General features: G+C 47.9%; 12 protein-coding genes and 11 tRNA genes. 19 read left to right on the top strand and 4 right to left on the bottom strand.

Translation table 11 applies throughout. From position 1 onward, the window contains the following. Positions 1 to 21: 21 nt before the first annotated feature. The 11 genes from C3B51_RS07570 (at position 22) to C3B51_RS07520 (ending at position 1,678) form a co-directional block, all read left to right on the top strand. A tRNA-Leu gene (locus C3B51_RS07570) sits at positions 22 to 106 on the top strand. Between the two features lie 36 nt (positions 107 to 142). Then, positions 143 to 217: transfer RNA gene (locus C3B51_RS07565), tRNA-Gln, on the top strand. Between the two features lie 95 nt (positions 218 to 312). Beyond that, positions 313 to 397: transfer RNA gene (locus C3B51_RS07560), tRNA-Leu, on the top strand. A gap of 39 nt (positions 398 to 436) precedes the next feature. Further along, a tRNA-Gln gene (locus C3B51_RS07555) sits at positions 437 to 511 on the top strand. A gap of 19 nt (positions 512 to 530) precedes the next feature. Further along, positions 531 to 615, top strand: a tRNA-Leu gene (locus tag C3B51_RS07550). A 36-nt stretch (positions 616 to 651) separates the two neighbouring features. Then, positions 652 to 726 (top strand) — tRNA-Gln (locus C3B51_RS07545). 2 nt (positions 727 to 728) lie between these two features. Continuing rightward, positions 729 to 805, top strand: a tRNA-Met gene (locus C3B51_RS07540). Positions 806 to 809: 4 nt separating this feature from the next. Next, a tRNA-Leu gene (locus C3B51_RS07535) sits at positions 810 to 894 on the top strand. Positions 895 to 1,116: 222 nt separating this feature from the next. Beyond that, positions 1,117 to 1,191: transfer RNA gene (locus C3B51_RS07530), tRNA-Gln, on the top strand. Between the two features lie 27 nt (positions 1,192 to 1,218). Further along, positions 1,219 to 1,303: transfer RNA gene (locus tag C3B51_RS07525), tRNA-Leu, on the top strand. Between the two features lie 290 nt (positions 1,304 to 1,593). Next, positions 1,594 to 1,678: transfer RNA gene (locus C3B51_RS07520), tRNA-Leu, on the top strand. Positions 1,679 to 1,811: 133 nt separating this feature from the next. Here the strand turns inward: C3B51_RS07520 and C3B51_RS07515 are convergent. Continuing rightward, entirely contained in the window at positions 1,812 to 2,975 is a 1,164-nt protein-coding gene (locus C3B51_RS07515; RefSeq protein ID WP_130244657.1) for an FAD-dependent oxidoreductase, read from the bottom strand. Between the two features lie 326 nt (positions 2,976 to 3,301). Here C3B51_RS07515 and miaB point away from each other — a divergent pair, with 326 nt between their 5' ends. From miaB to C3B51_RS07475, 8 genes are all read left to right on the top strand, one after another. Further along, positions 3,302 to 4,735, top strand: a complete 1,434-nt coding sequence (gene miaB / locus C3B51_RS07510; protein WP_054017262.1) for a tRNA (N6-isopentenyl adenosine(37)-C2)-methylthiotransferase MiaB — start codon at positions 3,302 to 3,304, stop codon at positions 4,733 to 4,735. 53 nt (positions 4,736 to 4,788) lie between these two features. Further along, positions 4,789 to 5,871 carry a PhoH family protein gene (locus C3B51_RS07505; RefSeq protein ID WP_054017263.1) on the top strand — a complete coding sequence of 361 codons (1,083 nt, stop codon included), beginning with the start codon at positions 4,789 to 4,791 and terminating at the stop codon, positions 5,869 to 5,871. Continuing rightward, complete coding sequence (gene ybeY / locus C3B51_RS07500) at positions 5,871 to 6,329, top strand: rRNA maturation RNase YbeY (RefSeq protein ID WP_125716524.1); 459 nt, start codon at positions 5,871 to 5,873, stop codon at positions 6,327 to 6,329. Before C3B51_RS07505 ends, ybeY begins: the two co-directional genes overlap by 1 nt. Before the next feature lie 22 nt (positions 6,330 to 6,351). Continuing rightward, positions 6,352 to 7,230: a CNNM family magnesium/cobalt transport protein CorC gene (gene corC, locus C3B51_RS07495; protein ID WP_046002927.1), complete on the top strand. Its 879-nt coding sequence runs from the start codon at positions 6,352 to 6,354 to the stop codon at positions 7,228 to 7,230. Continuing rightward, the gene (lnt, locus tag C3B51_RS07490) at positions 7,208 to 8,788 is read left to right on the top strand and encodes an apolipoprotein N-acyltransferase (RefSeq protein ID WP_130244656.1); all 1,581 of its coding nucleotides are present in this window, start codon (positions 7,208 to 7,210) and stop codon (positions 8,786 to 8,788) included. Before corC ends, lnt begins: the two co-directional genes overlap by 23 nt. A gap of 318 nt (positions 8,789 to 9,106) precedes the next feature. Then, positions 9,107 to 9,373, top strand: a complete 267-nt coding sequence (locus tag C3B51_RS07485; protein ID WP_130244655.1) for a helix-turn-helix domain-containing protein — start codon at positions 9,107 to 9,109, stop codon at positions 9,371 to 9,373. Then, positions 9,357 to 9,890 (top strand): GNAT family N-acetyltransferase, encoded by a 534-nt coding sequence (locus tag C3B51_RS07480; protein WP_130244654.1) that lies wholly within the window; start codon positions 9,357 to 9,359, stop codon positions 9,888 to 9,890. The genes C3B51_RS07485 and C3B51_RS07480 overlap by 17 nt, the downstream gene beginning before the upstream one ends. Positions 9,891 to 10,313: 423 nt before the next feature. Continuing rightward, a complete protein-coding gene (locus C3B51_RS07475; RefSeq protein WP_130244653.1) occupies positions 10,314 to 12,272 on the top strand; it encodes a discoidin domain-containing protein in 1,959 nt (652 codons plus the stop codon). Between the two features lie 58 nt (positions 12,273 to 12,330). Here the strand turns inward: C3B51_RS07475 and C3B51_RS07470 are convergent, their stop codons facing one another. The 3 genes from C3B51_RS07470 to C3B51_RS07460 all read right to left on the bottom strand — a co-directional run bounded on the left by C3B51_RS07470 (position 12,331) and on the right by C3B51_RS07460 (position 17,056). Continuing rightward, positions 12,331 to 13,077, bottom strand: coding sequence for an SDR family oxidoreductase (locus C3B51_RS07470; RefSeq protein ID WP_130244652.1), 747 nt, complete (start codon positions 13,075 to 13,077; stop codon positions 12,331 to 12,333). Positions 13,078 to 13,199: 122 nt separating this feature from the next. Continuing rightward, positions 13,200 to 16,424, bottom strand: a complete 3,225-nt coding sequence (locus tag C3B51_RS07465; RefSeq protein WP_206076611.1) for a S41 family peptidase — start codon at positions 16,422 to 16,424, stop codon at positions 13,200 to 13,202. A 143-nt stretch (positions 16,425 to 16,567) separates the two neighbouring features. Then, positions 16,568 to 17,056, bottom strand: coding sequence for a winged helix-turn-helix transcriptional regulator (locus tag C3B51_RS07460; RefSeq protein WP_046002933.1), 489 nt, complete (start codon positions 17,054 to 17,056; stop codon positions 16,568 to 16,570). Between the last annotated feature and the right edge of the window lie 106 nt (positions 17,057 to 17,162).

Raw genomic sequence — 17,162 nt, 5'->3', positions numbered from 1 at the left:
CAACATAGAAGCAAAAGATGTGCGGAAGTGGCGGAATTGGTAGACGCGCTGGATTTAGGTTCCAGTATCCTCGGATGTGAGAGTTCAAGTCTCTCCTTCCGCACCATGTTCTCGATAAGAACTAAAATAATCGACTTTTCGTTGGAGTATCGCCAAGCGGTAAGGCAGCGGGTTTTGATCCCGCCATTCCCAGGTTCAAATCCTGGTACTCCAGCCATCTCTTCTGAGATAAAAATGCGGAAGTGGCGGAATTGGCCAGGTGTCTTGAACTAGACACTGGATTTAGGTTCCAATATCAAAGCGAAAAAATATGCGGAAGTGGCGGAATTGGTAGACGCGCTGGATTTAGGTTCCAGTATCTTCGGATGTGAGAGTTCAAGTCTCTCCTTCCGCACCATGTTCTTTTAAGTCAGAACTAAAACAGATTTAGTTTCGTTGGAGTATCGCCAAGCGGTAAGGCAGCGGGTTTTGATCCCGCCATTCCCAGGTTCAAATCCTGGTACTCCAGCCATCTCTTATGAGATTAAAATGCGGAAGTGGCGGAATTGGTAGACGCGCTGGATTTAGGTTCCAGTATCTTCGGATGTGAGAGTTCAAGTCTCTCCTTCCGCACCATGTTCTCGATTGGAACTAAAACAATCAAATTTTCGTTGGAGTATCGCCAAGCGGTAAGGCAGCGGGTTTTGATCCCGCCATTCCCAGGTTCAAATCCTGGTACTCCAGCCATTGGCTATGTAGCTCAGCTGGTTAGAGCACATCACTCATAATGATGGGGTCCCCTGTTCAAATCAGGGCATAGCCACCACGTTGCGGAAGTGGCGGAATTGGTAGACGCGCTGGATTTAGGTTCCAGTATCTTCGGATGTGAGAGTTCAAGTCTCTCCTTCCGCACCATGTTCTTCAAGTTAGAACTAAAACACTTGATTACGCTTTTTATCTCTGTAGTATCAAGCGTTAAGAAGAAGGATATTATCGATTTAGATTTATCTGGATTCAAGATTTGAATTATTGCTGGAGTATCGCCAAGCGGTAAGGACAGAAGAGAGAGGTTTTGATCCCTCATTCATCCACCCCCAGTTTCAAATCTTGAGAAAGTATTTAGATTTGAATTATTGCTGGAGTATCGCCAAGCGGTAAGGCAGCGGGTTTTGATCCCGCCATTCCCAGGTTCAAATCCTGGTACTCCAGCCATCTCTTCTTTAAGAGATACAATTTGATGCGGAAGTGGCGGAATTGGTAGACGCGCAGGATTCAGGTTTCTGTAACTTCGGTTGTGAGAGTTCAAGTCTCTCTTTCCGCACCATTTAACTCTTATCTTGAAACTTTTCTTCTTTTTTAAAAATTAAATATACGATGCAAAAGTAGCAGAATTGGCTGTTGTCGAATGAGACGCAGGATTCAGGTTTCTTTTTCATTGATAAACTAAATATACGATGCAAAAGTGTCAGAATTGGCTGTCTTCGAATAAGACGCAGGATTCAGGTTTCTTTTTCATTGATAAACTAAATATACGATGCAAAAGTGTCAGAATTGGCTGTCTTCGAATGAGACGCAGGATTCAGGTTTCTTTTTCATTGATAAACTAAATACTATGCGGAAGTGGCGGAATTGGTAGACGCGCAGGATTCAGGTTTCTGTAACTTCGGTTGTGAGAGTTCAAGTCTCTCCTTCCGCACCATTTAGTTCAAAGACAACTTCAACTACCTTATTACTCTTCCGATATATCTTAATTATTTTTCCATCGTCTTCGTAGTTTCCAGTTAATTTTGCTTCACTACTTTTCTATCTGTTATTCCTGTCATGAATGACGTCTAAACGACGCCACCCATTGCATGTTTCAATACTTCACGTTTAATTGGACCAGCATGATTAGCCACTTTTAACACCAGGTTGCGTAAATGCTTTAAAGGTGCAATTTCGTTAGAGAAGCCAAAGTAGCAGGCGTCCATCATGCTCATCATCATCAGATTATCGTTGCGACGGCTCTGCTCATAGCGGCGCAGCAAGGCGGCGTTACCAATGTCCTTAGCGCCTTCCAGTGCGCTTGCCAGCGCAGCCACATCTTTGAACCCTAAATTAACGCCCTGCCCTGCCAGCGGGTTAATGGTGTGTGCTGAGTCGCCAATCAGGACGACACGCCCCTGATGGTATTGATTGGCATGTTGTCTGGCCAGTGGAAATACCGCGCTTTGTAACACCTCAAACTCACCGGGTAAATCAAAGAAGTGATTTTGTATCTCCTGCTTTAACTGTGCATTCGATAACGTCTTCATCTGCGCCAGCTCATTGCCATAGTTATACCAAATAAGATTGGCATATGGGTATTGCATGGGCAAAAAGGCAATCGGTCCGGACGGCTTAAACTGCTGCCAGGTTTTTACCTGCTGTGGCGCATCCAGTTTGATCAGCACACCCATACAATGCTGCTGATATTGCCAACCGGTCACCCCAATGCCAGCCAGTTTACGTACCACCGAGCGTCCGCCGTCAGCTGCTAACAGTAAATCGGCCTGATAACTTTGCTCCGGGTAAATCAACTCAACCGAATCAGTATCTTGCTTGATTGCCTGCGGCGTACCAGAAACCTGTTCGACCTGAATACCAAGGCGTTCGAACTGTGCCCATAAACTGGCCTGGATAAGACGGTTTTCAACAATGTGGCCTAAATGCGTTGCAGCCAGCTCTTCGCAATCAAATAGCAGGCTGTTATTTTCCTGCTCATACGCTTCGAGCTGCTGATACGGTGCCAGTCTGGCATTGCGCAGCAACGGCATTGCCTGGAGTTCATCCAGCAAAGCTTCTGAGAAGCGATTAATGGCTGAAACCCGAATATCTATGGTCTCGTCCGTTAGTGCTTGCATGGCATCCAATGGATGCGTTTCGAGCACAGTGACTGTCAGGCCTTGCTGTGCGAGCTTGACGGCGGCGGCTGCGCCAACCATGCCACCGCCTACTATCAGCACTTTGTTTTTCATACCCTTTTTCCTTAGTTCTGCTTGCTAAGTCATATCCTGCTATTGTAACCCAATTCGCTCTGAAAGGTTCACAGCCCTGCATAGTGTAGCCGAGCAAATACAAGATGCCTTGATCTTGGTTTCTAAAGTTAAAAACTATACTTGGCTAGTGTCATTAGGTCATATAAAATACGCGTCCTTTAAACTAATTTCACGCAAGATCCTGGCAAAGATACAGGTTATGCTCTGTATTGACACAGGTGATAAGCGGGTCGGCTTAGTGATATTAGTTGTTTTAGCGTCGCACACCGTGCTATTCACCGAGTTGAAAACGAGGCATTATTTCAATGAGTAAAAAGTTGCATATCAAAACCTGGGGCTGTCAGATGAACGAGTATGACTCCCAGAAAATGGCGGATCTGCTTGACTCCACCAACGGCTATCAGCTAACAGAAGAAGCTGAGCAAGCGGATGTGATCCTACTCAATACCTGTTCAATTCGTGAAAAAGCTCAGGAAAAAGTATTCCACCAACTGGGTCGCTGGAAGCTACTCAAAGACGATAACCCGGATCTGGTGATTGGCGTCGGTGGCTGTGTGGCGTCTCAGGAAGGCGATACCATTCGTCAACGTGCGCCTTTTGTTGATATCGTGTTTGGCCCGCAAACTTTGCACCGTCTGCCAGAGATGATCAAACAAGTACAGAGCAAGCAAGGCTCTGTGGTCGATATTTCATTCCCGGAAATCGAGAAGTTTGACCGCCTGCCAGAGCCCAAAGCAGAAGGTCCGAGTGCCTTTGTCTCTATTATGGAAGGCTGCTCTAAATACTGTACTTTCTGCGTTGTACCTTATACTCGAGGTGAAGAAGTAAGCCGCCCACTTGATGATGTTTTACTTGAAGTTGCCCAGCTGGCAGAGCAAGGTGTGCGTGAAGTGAACCTGCTGGGTCAGAACGTAAACGCCTATCGCGGCGAAATGCACGATGGCGAAATTTGCTATTTCTCTGATCTGCTGCGCTTTGTGGCGGCCATTGATGGCATCGACCGTATTCGTTACACCACCTCGCACCCGGTTGAGTTTACACCGGACATCATTGACGCATACGCAGACGTACCTGAGCTGGTTGATCACCTGCACTTGCCGGTTCAAAGTGGCTCTGACCGCATTCTGAACCTAATGAAGCGTGGCCACACGGCGCTTGAGTACAAGTCGACTATCCGCAAGCTGCGCAAGATCCGTCCGAACTTGAGCATGAGTTCTGACTTTATCATTGGCTTCCCGGGCGAAAGCAAAGCTGACTTCGAAGCGACCATGAATCTGATCAACGACATTGGCTTTGATATGAGCTTCAGCTTTATCTATTCTGCGCGTCCGGGCACGCCAGCGTCTGACTTACCTGACGATGTTACTGAGCAGGAAAAGAAAGAACGTTTGTACTTGCTACAAAACCGCATTAATCAAATGGCGCAGGATATCAGCCGTAAAATGCATGGCACTGAGCAGCGTATTCTGGTCGAAGGTCCGTCGAAAAAGAACCCGATGGAATTGCGTGGCCGTACCGAGAACAACAGAGTGGTGAACTTTGAAGGTCCTCACTCAGTGATCGGTCAGTTTGTTGATGTACGTATCACAGAGGCGCTGCCAAACTCGCTACGTGGTGAGCTGTTAAGGACCGAAGCTGAGATGGACTTACGCCGTGATGTGGCGCCATCTGATATCTTAAATCGTGCCCCGGCAGAACCTGAAGCCAACGAACTGGGTGTAGCGACCTTTACGCCTTAGTCTTGGAATTTCGACGCCAGCTGATGCTGGCGTCTTGTTATTAGGAAGTTGTTTTGAGTAACCAAGTCAAGAATATCGAATTTTATCTGGAACCCTCCGACAATCACCGCCTATCTTCTTTATGCGGGCCTTTTGATGACAACCTGAAGCAAATCGAACGTCGTCTGGGCATAGAAATTACCCACAGAGATAACTGGTTTAAAGTGACCGGTCAGCCGGTTGTGGCAAAAGCCGCCGTCGACATCTTGAAATCTCTGTATGTCGAAACCCAGCCCGTACGCGGTAAATTTGCGGATATCGAACCGGATCAGGTTCATCTGGCTATCACCGAAGCGAACTGCCTGGAGCAGGAAGCCCCGGATGTGTGGGAAAAAGAAGTGTTTATCAAAACACGTCGTGGTGTGGTTAAGCCTCGTAACCCCAACCAGAGCCAGTATGTGGCCAATATTCTGACCCATGACATCTGCTTTGGTATTGGTCCGGCAGGCACAGGTAAAACTTATCTGGCGGTCGCTGCAGCGGTAGATGCCCTTGAGCGTCAGGAAATTCGTCGTATTCTGCTGACTCGTCCGGCCGTTGAAGCTGGCGAAAAACTCGGTTTCTTGCCCGGCGACCTGACGCAAAAGATAGACCCTTATTTGCGCCCATTGTACGACGCCCTGTTCGAAATGCTGGGCTTTGAAAAAGTTGAGCGCCTGATCGAAAAGAACGTGATAGAAGTGGCTCCACTGGCGTATATGCGCGGTCGTACACTGAACGACGCCTTTATTATTCTGGATGAAAGCCAGAACACCACCACAGAGCAGATGAAAATGTTCCTGACCCGGATTGGCTTTAATTCCAAAGCGGTGATCACCGGCGACATCACTCAGGTGGATTTACCACGCGGTGCGCGCTCTGGTCTGCGCCATGCCATTGATGTATTGGGTGAGGTAGACGAGATTTCGTTTAACTTCTTTAAATCTCACGATGTGGTACGTCACCCTGTGGTGGCACGCATTGTTGAGGCTTACGAGAAAAAAGAAGAAGCCGAACGAAAGGAAAAGTTTAACAAACAGCAGGCAAGATTACAGGCACAGGCCAATACCGCGCCGGCTGATACACAGCCAAACGCCAACGACGAGGAGCGCTCATAATGTCGCTTGAGGTAGATCTACAGATTGCCAGTGACTTCGCCAACCTGCCCTCTGCTGAACAATTTCAGTTGTGGGCCGAAAAAGCACTCCTTGCGTATAAGGAAGAGGCCGAGGTCACCATACGAATTGCGGACGAAGCAGAAAGCCAGGAACTGAACAGCCAGTACCGTGGCAAAGACAAGCCCACTAATGTGCTGTCTTTTCCTTTTGAAGCGCCGCCTGGGATTGAGTTGCCTTTAGTTGGCGACCTAATTATTTGTCCTCAGGTGGTTTTTCGTGAGGCCGAAGAACAGGAAAAAACTTTCCATGATCATTTTGCCCACATGGTGGTACACGGGTGCTTGCATTTGTTGGGCTTTGACCATATAAATGAACAGGACGCCGATGAAATGGAAAGTATTGAAAAAGAATTCTTAGCCGATCTGGGTATTGCTGACCCATATCGAGATGACGTTTAACCGACTGGAGTAACACACCGCAATGAGCGACGAAAACTCGCAAAGTAGTCAGGGTTCTTCGAGCAAGACCTGGCTGGGACGCATCACTCAGATGCTGCAAGGGGAACCCCAAAATAAAGAAGAGTTGGTAGAAGTAATTGCCGACGCGCAGGAACGAGCCCTGATCGACCCTGAAACCAAAGACATGATGGAAGGCGTACTCAGTGTCTCTGAACTGAAAGTCCGTGACATCATGATCCCGCGCTCACAAATGGTGACGCTGGATATTGATCAGGACCTGGAGTCGCAGTTACCCGCTATGGTTGAATCCAGCCATTCGCGCTTTCCAGTCATTTGCGAAGACAAAGATCATGTCGAAGGCATTTTACTGGCCAAAGATCTGCTACCGCTGATTGTTCAGCGCGACAGTGAACTGCCAACCATCCGTGAATACTTGCGACCTGCCGTTGTGGTGCCAGAAAGTAAACGTGTTGACGCGCTGCTCAATGAGTTTCGTCAAAAACGCTATCATATGGCCATTGTCATCGATGAGTACGGCGGTGTTTCGGGCCTGGTGACCATCGAAGATATTCTGGAAACCATCGTAGGTGAAATCGAAGATGAGCACGACAACGAAGACGAACAGCAGGCCATTCGCCAGCTTTCTAAACACGTGTTCAACGTTCAGGCGCTGACTCCACTGGATGAATTCAACGACTTCTTTAAAACGGAATATGATACGCAAGAAGCAGACACCATAGGCGGGATCATCTTGCATGCTTTTGGCCATATGCCAAGCCGGGGCGAAACCATTGATATTGCACCTTTGCAGTTCAAGGTTACCAACTCGGACAATCGCCGTATTTTGCAGTTACAGGTGACCATGCCAAAAGCTGAACATGTTGAAGACATTTTCGAATAAACTCACCACCTTACTCAAAGACAAGTTTGCGTGGCTGGCACTGCTTAGCGGTGCCTCACTGACCTTTAGTTATGCCCCGTTTGGCCTCTGGCCCCTGACTTTTGTAGCGCTCGCAGTAGCGTGTTTTGTCACCGATCAGCCCACAACCCGACACGCTGCTAAATATGGCTTTTTATTTGGCTTTGGCTGGTTTGCGGCCGGAATAAGCTGGGTACATGTTTCCATCGCTCAGTTCGGGGGGCTGCCCTTACCGGCTTCACTATTGTTAATGGGCCTACTGTGTGCCTACCTGGCGATTTACCCTGCACTGGCCTTTGCGCTGGCAACACGTTTTTCGGATAAACCCTGGCAACGCATTGCGCTGCTGCTAAGTGGGTTTGCGGTATTTGAATACCTGCGTGGCACCTTACTGACCGGGTTTCCGTGGCTGAGCTTTGGCTATAGCCAGACCGACGCACCACTTAACATGCTTGCTCCCTGGATTGGCGAGTTTGGCCTGACCCTGGTGTGCGTGTTACTTGGCGCGCTGCTGTACTACCTGCTCTGGCAAAGGCGCTATCAGCTGACCATGATTGCCCTGCTGCCGGTGCTGGCACTCACCCTGTTTACACGCTTAGCGGATAATCCGGTGCACTATAACGGCGAGCAAACCCGAACCTTGCTGGTTCAGGGCAATATTCAGCAAAGCCTGCGCTGGGAGCCTGAGCAGTTCTGGCCGACTATGTCTAAATATCAGGATATGACCCGCCCATTGTGGCAGCAGGCCGACTTAGTTGTCTGGCCGGAAGCCGCTATTCCTGAGCTGGAAGACTTAGCATTCGACTTTTTACACAATCTGGATAAAGCCGCCGCGTTTAATCAAAGCGCACTTATTACCGGCATCCCGGATTATCAATTTGATACCCGCAATGTCTATAACACTTTGATTGTGGTTGGTAAACAGCATGCAGAGGATGAGCAGGGTCACTATCGCTATCTTCACCCTAACCGTTATCAGAAGCACCAGCTATTGCCGATCGGAGAATTTGTCCCGTTCGAAGCCTGGTTGCGACCGATTGCGCCGTTATTCAACCTGGCTATGTCATCCTTCTCGCGAGGCGAAGCGCAGCAGCCTAATCTGATTGCCAACGGGCTGCATATTTTACCTGCTATCTGCTATGAAATTGCCTTCAGCGAACTGGTGAGAAACAATTACACCAGCGAGTCGGATATGCTCTTTACCGTGAGCAACGACGCCTGGTTTGGTGACTCGCACGGCCCGCATCAGCATATGCAAATAGCGCGCATGCGTGCGCTGGAGCTACAACGCCCGCTGATCAGAGTAACCAATAATGGGATCAGTGGGATTTATGATCCACTCAGCCAGACTCAGCATACGCTCCCTCAGTTTGTTGAAGAAACGATGTTATTGGACGTAAAACTGATGAGCGGAAACAGCTGGTATAGCCAGCATGGGAACACATGCATCTGGATAGTGTTGGTACTTTTGACCACGCTGGTCATGCTCGAAAAAGGATTAAACAGATTAAAATACCGGGTTGAGCGTGACTATTTGTAAAAAAATAGTCACGCTTTGAGCAAAGAGGTTTCCAGCTAACCTTTACACACTAAATCCCCCTCAAATACTGCACCATGTTTGTGAGCTTTTTGCTTTAGTAAAGTGCACAATCACTTTCATTATGCCTTTATTTTTATTAAGCCACTGAAAATATTAGCATTAAATTTTTGGCATAGTTCTTCCTTACTAATCAATATGAACTCGGAAGGAATGAAAATATGCTCCATACATTTATCGATACCCTAAGTCTGATCTGGCGAATAGACTGCAGTGTATGGCCACTGCGGGACCAACAGTTTAATAGTGAGGAAAGCTAAAATGGCCGCCAAACTCTCTTCCACGCACCCCAGTGTGCTGCGTGCGGTGCATATGGTACAAAGCCAGCAACTGACCATTCATGAAGCGGCCAGTCAGTTTGCCTTATCTCAGCGCACGCTTTACAGGGCACTTCGGGGTAATCAGGCCCGTACTCAGTCACACTATTCGCAGCTTTTACAGCAAAAACAGCAACTCGAATCTCAACTTCGTCAGGTCCGCGAAGAACTGGCTTGTATACAAAAGGATAACTATGCCACTCATAATTGAACCTCTGGCACAGCTCACTGTTGAGCAGCAGCAAGCGCTTGCCTGGCAATTGCAAGCCTGTGTTGCTCAGGGCGCATCCCTGGGGTTCTATCACCCACTCTGTGACGCAGACGTGGCAAACTACTGGTCTCAGGTCAACACTGAGCTCAAGGAGAGTAAACGCCTCTTACTGGGCGCTTACGTCAATCAGCAGTTGGTTGCCTCGGTACAACTGGTACCTTGCCAAAAACAAAATGGCCAGCATCGTGCAGAAGTAGAAAAGCTGATCGTACATCCGGATTATCAGCGTCAGGGCATCGCCCAGTCACTGATGCATCATCTTGAAGTCTATGCCAGTCAGCTGGGCATTAGGCTCTTAGTGTTGGATACACAAAGTGGTGATAAGTCGGAGCAGTTTTATCAAGCCGTTGGCTTTACCAAAAGCGGAGAGACCCCACACTTTGTTAGTGATCAACAAGGTACTCTGTATGCCACCAGCTATTATTTTAAGCTACTTGCCTGTTCACTGACCGCTTAACCGACAGTCGAATAAAGGAGCTTCGTGGCGTAATGAGGCGAAAAAAGACAATAACAGAGTACTGCAACCATCATCATAAAAAGTAATGGGCCAACCCAAAACAGTATGAACTATTACGGGGTAAAGGCCCTCTTCATTTTAATTTACGCTATTCACTAATTTACCTAATAGCAGTTGATATTGCCTCATTAGGGGAAATCAGCGTTATAGATATAACACCAGATGAGAAACCTAATAAGCTCAAAGTAAGGACCGGTGAGGCGGTGAGTTTTCCAAATCAAATACCTAAAACAGATACATTTATGACAAATAGGTAAACAGTCCCTTTGCAATCAGCCCGTTCTCAGAAGAAAATTCAAAGATTGTTGACTTTAGATTAACCCGCTGATTCAATTCTATTTTTAATTATAAAAAGGAGCCTGCATGAGGGCAATACTTGGAATAGTTGCAATACTCATTACCGTTATAGTGAACAGTGCGCACGCATTTACATTAATTGAAGATATTGCAGTTAGCAGTGAAAAACAAACCATTACATTTAACGGTTACACTGATCCCGTTATTATTTCATCAGTGCCAACACTTAATGACAGTGAACCGGGCGTTATTTCCATTTCGAATGTGACTTCAACCAGTTTTGATGTGCAATTTAAAGAGTGGCCGTATCTTGATGGCATACATGAAGAAGAACGAGTGTCGTTTTTAGTTGTTGAAAATGGCCGCCACCAGCTTGAAGATGGCAGCATATGGGAAGCTGGAAAATTTAACCTTAAAAGTGGCAATACTCAGCTATTTTTTAAAGAAAGCTTTGCACATGCACCTAGTGTACTATTGAGTGGCCAAACTCAAAACCGCAGTGATGCCTATACATTGCGTGCTTCTAGCGTTTCAAAACTGACTCTAGGTGCAGACTTAGCAGTGCAGGAGCTTGGTAGCACACATGCAGAAGAAACCATTGGTTATCTTGCTATCTACAAAGAAACTAATAATGGTTTTACCAACGAAAACCTAGCTTATAACCTAATGCATCAAGCAACCAATCAAACCGGTTTTCAAACCCTAAACGGAAAGCTTTTTATACAAGAAGAGCAATCTAGAGACTCAGAGACAAACCACGTATTGGAAGTGGTGAATATTCTAAATTTGAAAAACCAACTGTTTGCGCAAGACATCACCCACTACGGCAAAGATACCATGTCGCTTCGCTTAGAAGCCTCCAGCACATTCACAATTGAGCCCGGTGAAAAAACAGGCCAATACGGGAATATCGCTTTAATCGGTTCAAATGGCTTAACCGAATCATCTTACACGACTAGCCAAAGTTACTATGCGGATAGTGCCTCTGGTGCATTCGACGGCTATAACAATTCAACACTGGTAAATAATGACGCCACTAAAGGAAAGATTAAGCGAGGTATTTGGCTAAGTACTGTGGTTCAGGAACACTGGCTTCAGGTTACCTTTGAGAAACAAGCTTACATTACGTCATTTAGACTTATGGTGCATAACAGTGCCGCTGACCTTGGTATGGGTGTAAAAGATATCACGTTACAGGTGTCTGATGATAATACCAACTTTATTGATCATGAGTCATTTACCCTAACCAGAAGTTATGATCAAACCGTAGAACTGACACAGCCAGCGATCGGTAAATACGTCAGATTGAAGATCCACTCTACGCACGGACATAATTATCGTGTGATCTCAGAATTAGAATACTATGGCGGTTTTGTAGGCAATGGCACACCTGAAGTTCCAACTGAAGAGCCAAACCCAGCAAATGGCATTACCTGTGCCACCATTAAGCAGCAAAACCCCACTGCCAGCTCTGGTTTCTACGAAATTGACCCTGATGGCGACAATGGCATTGCACCATTTAGTGCATACTGTGAAATGACACAAAATGACGGTGGCTGGGCGTTAGTTGCGCATCATTCCGATGGACTTGAAAGTATCGTACATACCTCACCTGTTACCTTAAACACGGTCGGTGTGCTTGCAAATGATCAATGGCAGGCCATTCGCGACAACATGACAACGGGTATGATGTTTATTGATGAGCACAGCAAGGTTTCACAAATAAGCAAAAGTAAACTCGTAAACGCTAACTGTATTTCTGTAAAACAAAATAATGACTTAACTGAGCCTCAAGTACCTTACGATATTGCCGTTTTATGGCATAACGAAAATACTGGGTGCAGCATGTCAGGATTAGATTACTCATTTATTGCTTTGAGTATAAAATCTACCAGCCGAGGCGATGGCTACCTGCGCGCAGGCGCGTCGTTATACCAACACAGCGTTAAGTTCGATGTATGGCCTTATAGCCATGGAACTTACAGTGGTGCCGAGCAAAATACTTTGTACTACTACGTAAAATAAAAAGGTTGCAATGCAATAGAGGGAGCTTATGCGCTCCCTCTCAGGTTGATGAGTCGCCCTACTTCCCCCCCGCCAAATCTATAAAAGTACCAGTCGCATAGCTTGCCTGTTCACTGAGCAACCAGGCGATGGCGCTGGCCACCTCTTCGGGCCTGCCACCTCTTTGCAGTGGCAGGAGTGATGCCAGCCTGTCGACTCTGCCGGGCTCACCGCCATCGGCATGAATATCGGTGTAGATGCAACCCGGGCGTACACAATTGACCCGGACCCCTTCTGCCGCCAACTCCAGAGACAAACCTCGTGTGAAGCTGTCGATAGCACCTTTTGCTGCAGCATAATCAACGTAATCATTGGCACCGCCCAGATAAGAAGCCGCCGATGAGACATTCACTATGGCACATTGGTCCGGCTGATGATGGCCACGGATCTGTTTCAGTACTTCTCTGGCACAGATAAAATACGGTGTCACATTAGTACATAACATCTGATTGATGCGCTCTGCGGTCATCTCTTCCACGCGCATTTGAGTGGCAAGCACCCCGGCATTATTGACCAGGTGTGAAATTGGGCCCAGCTGCATTTTGATTTCATTACACAGCTCAACTACCTGCGACTCGTCGCTAATGTCGGCCGCAAAGCACTCGGCAGCGCCACCCTGGGCGCGGATCTGAGCAACCACCTGCTCAGCAGCAGCATGATTTGATTTGTAATTAACCGCCACCTGGTAACCCTGCTCAGCCAGTAAGTTCGCGGTTGCCGCGCCAATTCCCCGGCTGGCACCTGTGATTAACACCACTTTTTTCATTATTATTTTTTCCTTACACCAGTTTGCTAATAAAAAAGGGGTGCCTCGCACCCCTTTTTTATTGATATGCATTGAATTTATCAGACCCAATGCTTTTTCATCAAATGCTCACTGAGCACTATTTAGCGACCAAACTCCGTAGGCGCTGGCGGCACCGTGAGCGGCTGCTTCGGATTCGCTTTCATTTCTTTTAGCAGCTCCTCAACGGCACGCTCTACTGACGGATCTTTACCTGCATGGATAAGCTCCGGACGGTCGATCACTTCAATGTCCGGGCTGACACCCACATCTTCAATGATCCAGTTCCCTTCAGTATCGAGAATACGGAAAGTCGCCGCAATCACCTGACCTCCATCGACCAGGCTTGGGTTACCTGAGATACCGATCAGACCACCCCAGGTACGGGTGCCGATGAGTTTACCTAATCCCGCCTGGCGGAAGTAATAAGGTAGTGCGTCACCACCTGAGCTGGAGTAACCATTGATCAGCATGGCTTTCGGGCCATCGTGAGCAAACTGCGGTGTTTTTGTCGGCTCAACACCACGGCGCTTCCAGTAGTTCAACGGTTTACGTGCCAGCCAGGTGATCATGTGCTCAGGAATGAAGCCACCGCCATTGTAGCGGTCGTCGATGATCAGCGCATCTTTGGTTGTTTGTGGCATAAAGTGCTTGAACATGGCACGGTTACCTTCAAACAACGTATTTGGCAAGTGCACATAGCCAATTCGGCCACCCGATAACTTGTCGACATAGGCCATACGAGAGTGCACCCACTCCAGATAGCGCAGACCGCTCTCACTGGCACTTGGCTTGACGGTCACCTGCCAGGCGCCTTCCAGGCTCGGTTTATTGTTAAGGCGCAGCTCAACTTGCGTGCCCTGGGTATTTTCCAGCAGCTCGTAGAAGTTACTAACGGTATTAACCGCACGACCATTCACCGACACTATGTAATCGCCTACACTGGCGTTCACTCCGGGTTCGTCTAACGGCGAGCGGAATTCTTCATGCCAGTTCTCACCCTGGTAGATTTTTTCGATGCGCACAAAGCCTGAACTGTGAGCACTGATCTGAGCGCCCAACAGGCCGTGTTTCTTGCGCTTGGCTTTTGGCTCATCACCGGACTGAACATAAATATGACCGGCATTGATTTCACCAGCAATTTCGCTCAGTACATAGTCCAGATCGTTGCGGTGTGCCACGGCATCGGCCATTGGCTGATAGCGTTTTAGTATCGCATCCCAGTCCTGACCATGGTGATTCTCATCATAGAACCAGTCTCTGAGCGTGCGCCAGCCTTCCACATACATTTGTTGCCACTCAACTTTAGGATCTATCTTCAGCATCATGTTGCCAAGATCAAGTTGTGTTGCCTTCAGATCTTGCTTGGCCTGGGGCTTAATCACACTGTATTTACCGCCAGCGCGAACAATCAGGTGCGCGCCACCTGCCGCAAGCTTATAGGCCTGTACGCCCTTGGCGACCGTTTGCACTTTACCGTCTTGTTTATTGGGGATCAGCTTCAATACGCCCTCAGACAATGCCAGTACACCATCCTTTACGCCAGCCAAGTCATTATAGCTGCCTGCTTTCGCGGGCAGTGCCACAACCCGTGACATAAAGCCCTCAACCTGCAGCTGATTATCGGCTTTACCCTCATCGGCTTTGTCATCTTTTTCGTCACTGACAATCGCGGCTTCGTCGCTGCTAAACTGAGTCAGTGAGGCTACCTTATCGTTCACAGCAACCGCGTACAGGCGCGTTGCATCGTTATACAAATAAGCGAACTCATAGGAGCTGAAAGTCAGATTAAAATCGCGCTCTGAAGTGAAATACAAATACTGACCATCCGGTGAGAAAGCCGGGTTCTGCTCGCTGGTCATATCATCCGTCAGGCGACTGAGCGTCTTGCTCTGGATGTTGTAATGCCACAAAGAGGCGTATCGGTTGGCATTGTTCTTCACAAAGATCAGATCTTCACTGTTTGGCGACCAGGTGTACTGAGTGATGCCATCATCATCATACTTACCGGTATCGATCTTGTGCAATTCGCCCGATTTAACATCCAGCCACCACATGGTGTGGTTTTTATCGGCAAATAACAGCTTTGAGCTGTCGGCCGACCAGATTGGGTCAAATCGCCAGATAGTGCCGTTGCTGGTGAGCTGTTTAACTGCGTTGTTGTTGGCGCGGTCTTTCAGATAGATCTCATACTCACCCGTGGCATCGCTCATATATGCAATGTAACGACCGTTCGGTGACCAGCTGGCCGCAATTTCACGCCCCTGTGCCGTCATACTCAGGTTACGTGTTGTGCCCTGCTCAACCGGTACTGAGAACACTTCACCCCGTGCAGTAAATAACGCCCGCTTACCATCGTGCGACACATCCATTGAATCAATGAATTTGCTAACATTTTTAGTATAAGGCATGGCGTACTTACGTACCCCAGGCACATTAATGGTCAGCTTTTCGGTGGCTTTGGTAGCTTCATCAAAACGATACAGGTAGCCGCCATTTTCATACACAATGGCATCCGGTCCGGCCGATGGCCACAGTACGTCATAGTCACTGTGGTTGGTCATTTTCACCGGCGCTTTGCCATCACGGTATTTGTATAAATTCAGGGTGTAATCTCGGTCAGAGACAAAGTAAATGCTGTCATTCACCCAAGTCGGCTGCTGATCCGTTGCTCTGTGCTCAGTCAGCTGTTTTGAGGTGTTGTTTTCCAGGTCGTACACCCAGACATCCTGGGCACGACCGCCCCGGCTGCGTTTCCAGGTTCTGAATTCTCGGTCTATGGGCGTATAAACGAACTGTTTGCCGTCAGGCGACAGCATACCGCCACCGCTTTCAGGAATAGCCAGCGGCTGCTCCAGTCCGCCATCTGCGGGGATCATGTAAGGGCGACCCATGCGCTTACCCCAAGGGGTACGGTTGGCACGAAACACGATGTGCTTGCCATCCGGTGTCCAGTCAAACACCCGGTAATCAAAGCCGCCACGTGGTGGCATGGGGCCCACATCATTGTAATAGGTCAGCTGTTTGAGATCAGAACCATCGGCGTTGATCACATAAATCTGGCGGCTACCATTGTACTCGGCAGCAAAGGCAATGCGTTTTCCGTCCGGGGAAAACTTAGGGAAAGTCTCAAAGCCAACGTGGTCGGTCAGGCGGGTGCTGTTGCCCGACTTGGTATCGGCAATGTAAATATCGCCACCATATACAAAGGTGACCTTGTCCTGGTGAATATCCGGGAAACGCAACAGACGCGTGTCCTCAGTTTGATAAGCAGCGGCCAACGGCGCTGCCACAGCCGCAATGGCGGCAACTAAGTGCTTGAGTTTCATAAGCCTCACAAGTTCATTTTGTTATTTTATCTCATTTATAATAACAATTCTGTTCCTAATTACAGCTAACTTGCGGTCAAAAGCTTGTTACAAGATGTGAAACCCCGATATTTTTATCTAAATTGGATGCATCCGGGCCTGGATCACTGAAAGTTCAGCACTTCCACACCCATATCTTCTTTGATGTGTTCAATGACCATATAAGTGTGATTAGTACCAACCCCCGGTATTTCAACAATCTGCCCCAACACCTCACGATACTGGCGCATATCCTGTACCCGGATCTTTAATAGATAGTCGAACCCACCCGCTACCATATCGCAGGCCACTACGTTGGGGATCTCCAGCACATGCTGTTTAAACGTCTCGAATACCGACTCGGTTGAGCTTTTGAGCGTGATCTCAACATGGGCCACCAAGTGCTGACCCAGCTTAGCGGCATTTAAACGGGCAGCATAGCCCTCGATATAGCCTTCAGCCTCGAGCTTTTTTACCCGATCCAAACAGGGACTGGGGCTCAGGTTGACGGCCTTGGCCAGGTTCACATTGGAAATACGGGCATTTTTTTGCAGGATATCCAGGATAGCCATATCAATCCTGTCGAGCACCCGCGTTTTAATTGAAGTGGTCATTCAGCATATAATTCTGCACAGCTTGGCAATTACCCGCAAATTTACCGTAATCAAAAAAAATAAGACAGCATATTCTGCTGTCTTTTCGATAGAATGTCCCCGAAAT

The sequence above is a fragment of the Pseudoalteromonas rubra genome (assembly GCF_004212645.1).
Classification (GTDB): Bacteria; Pseudomonadota; Gammaproteobacteria; order Enterobacterales; family Alteromonadaceae; genus Pseudoalteromonas; species Pseudoalteromonas rubra_G.
The sequence above is the reverse complement of the archived record's forward strand: the minus strand, read 5'-3'. Positions and strand labels throughout refer to the sequence as shown.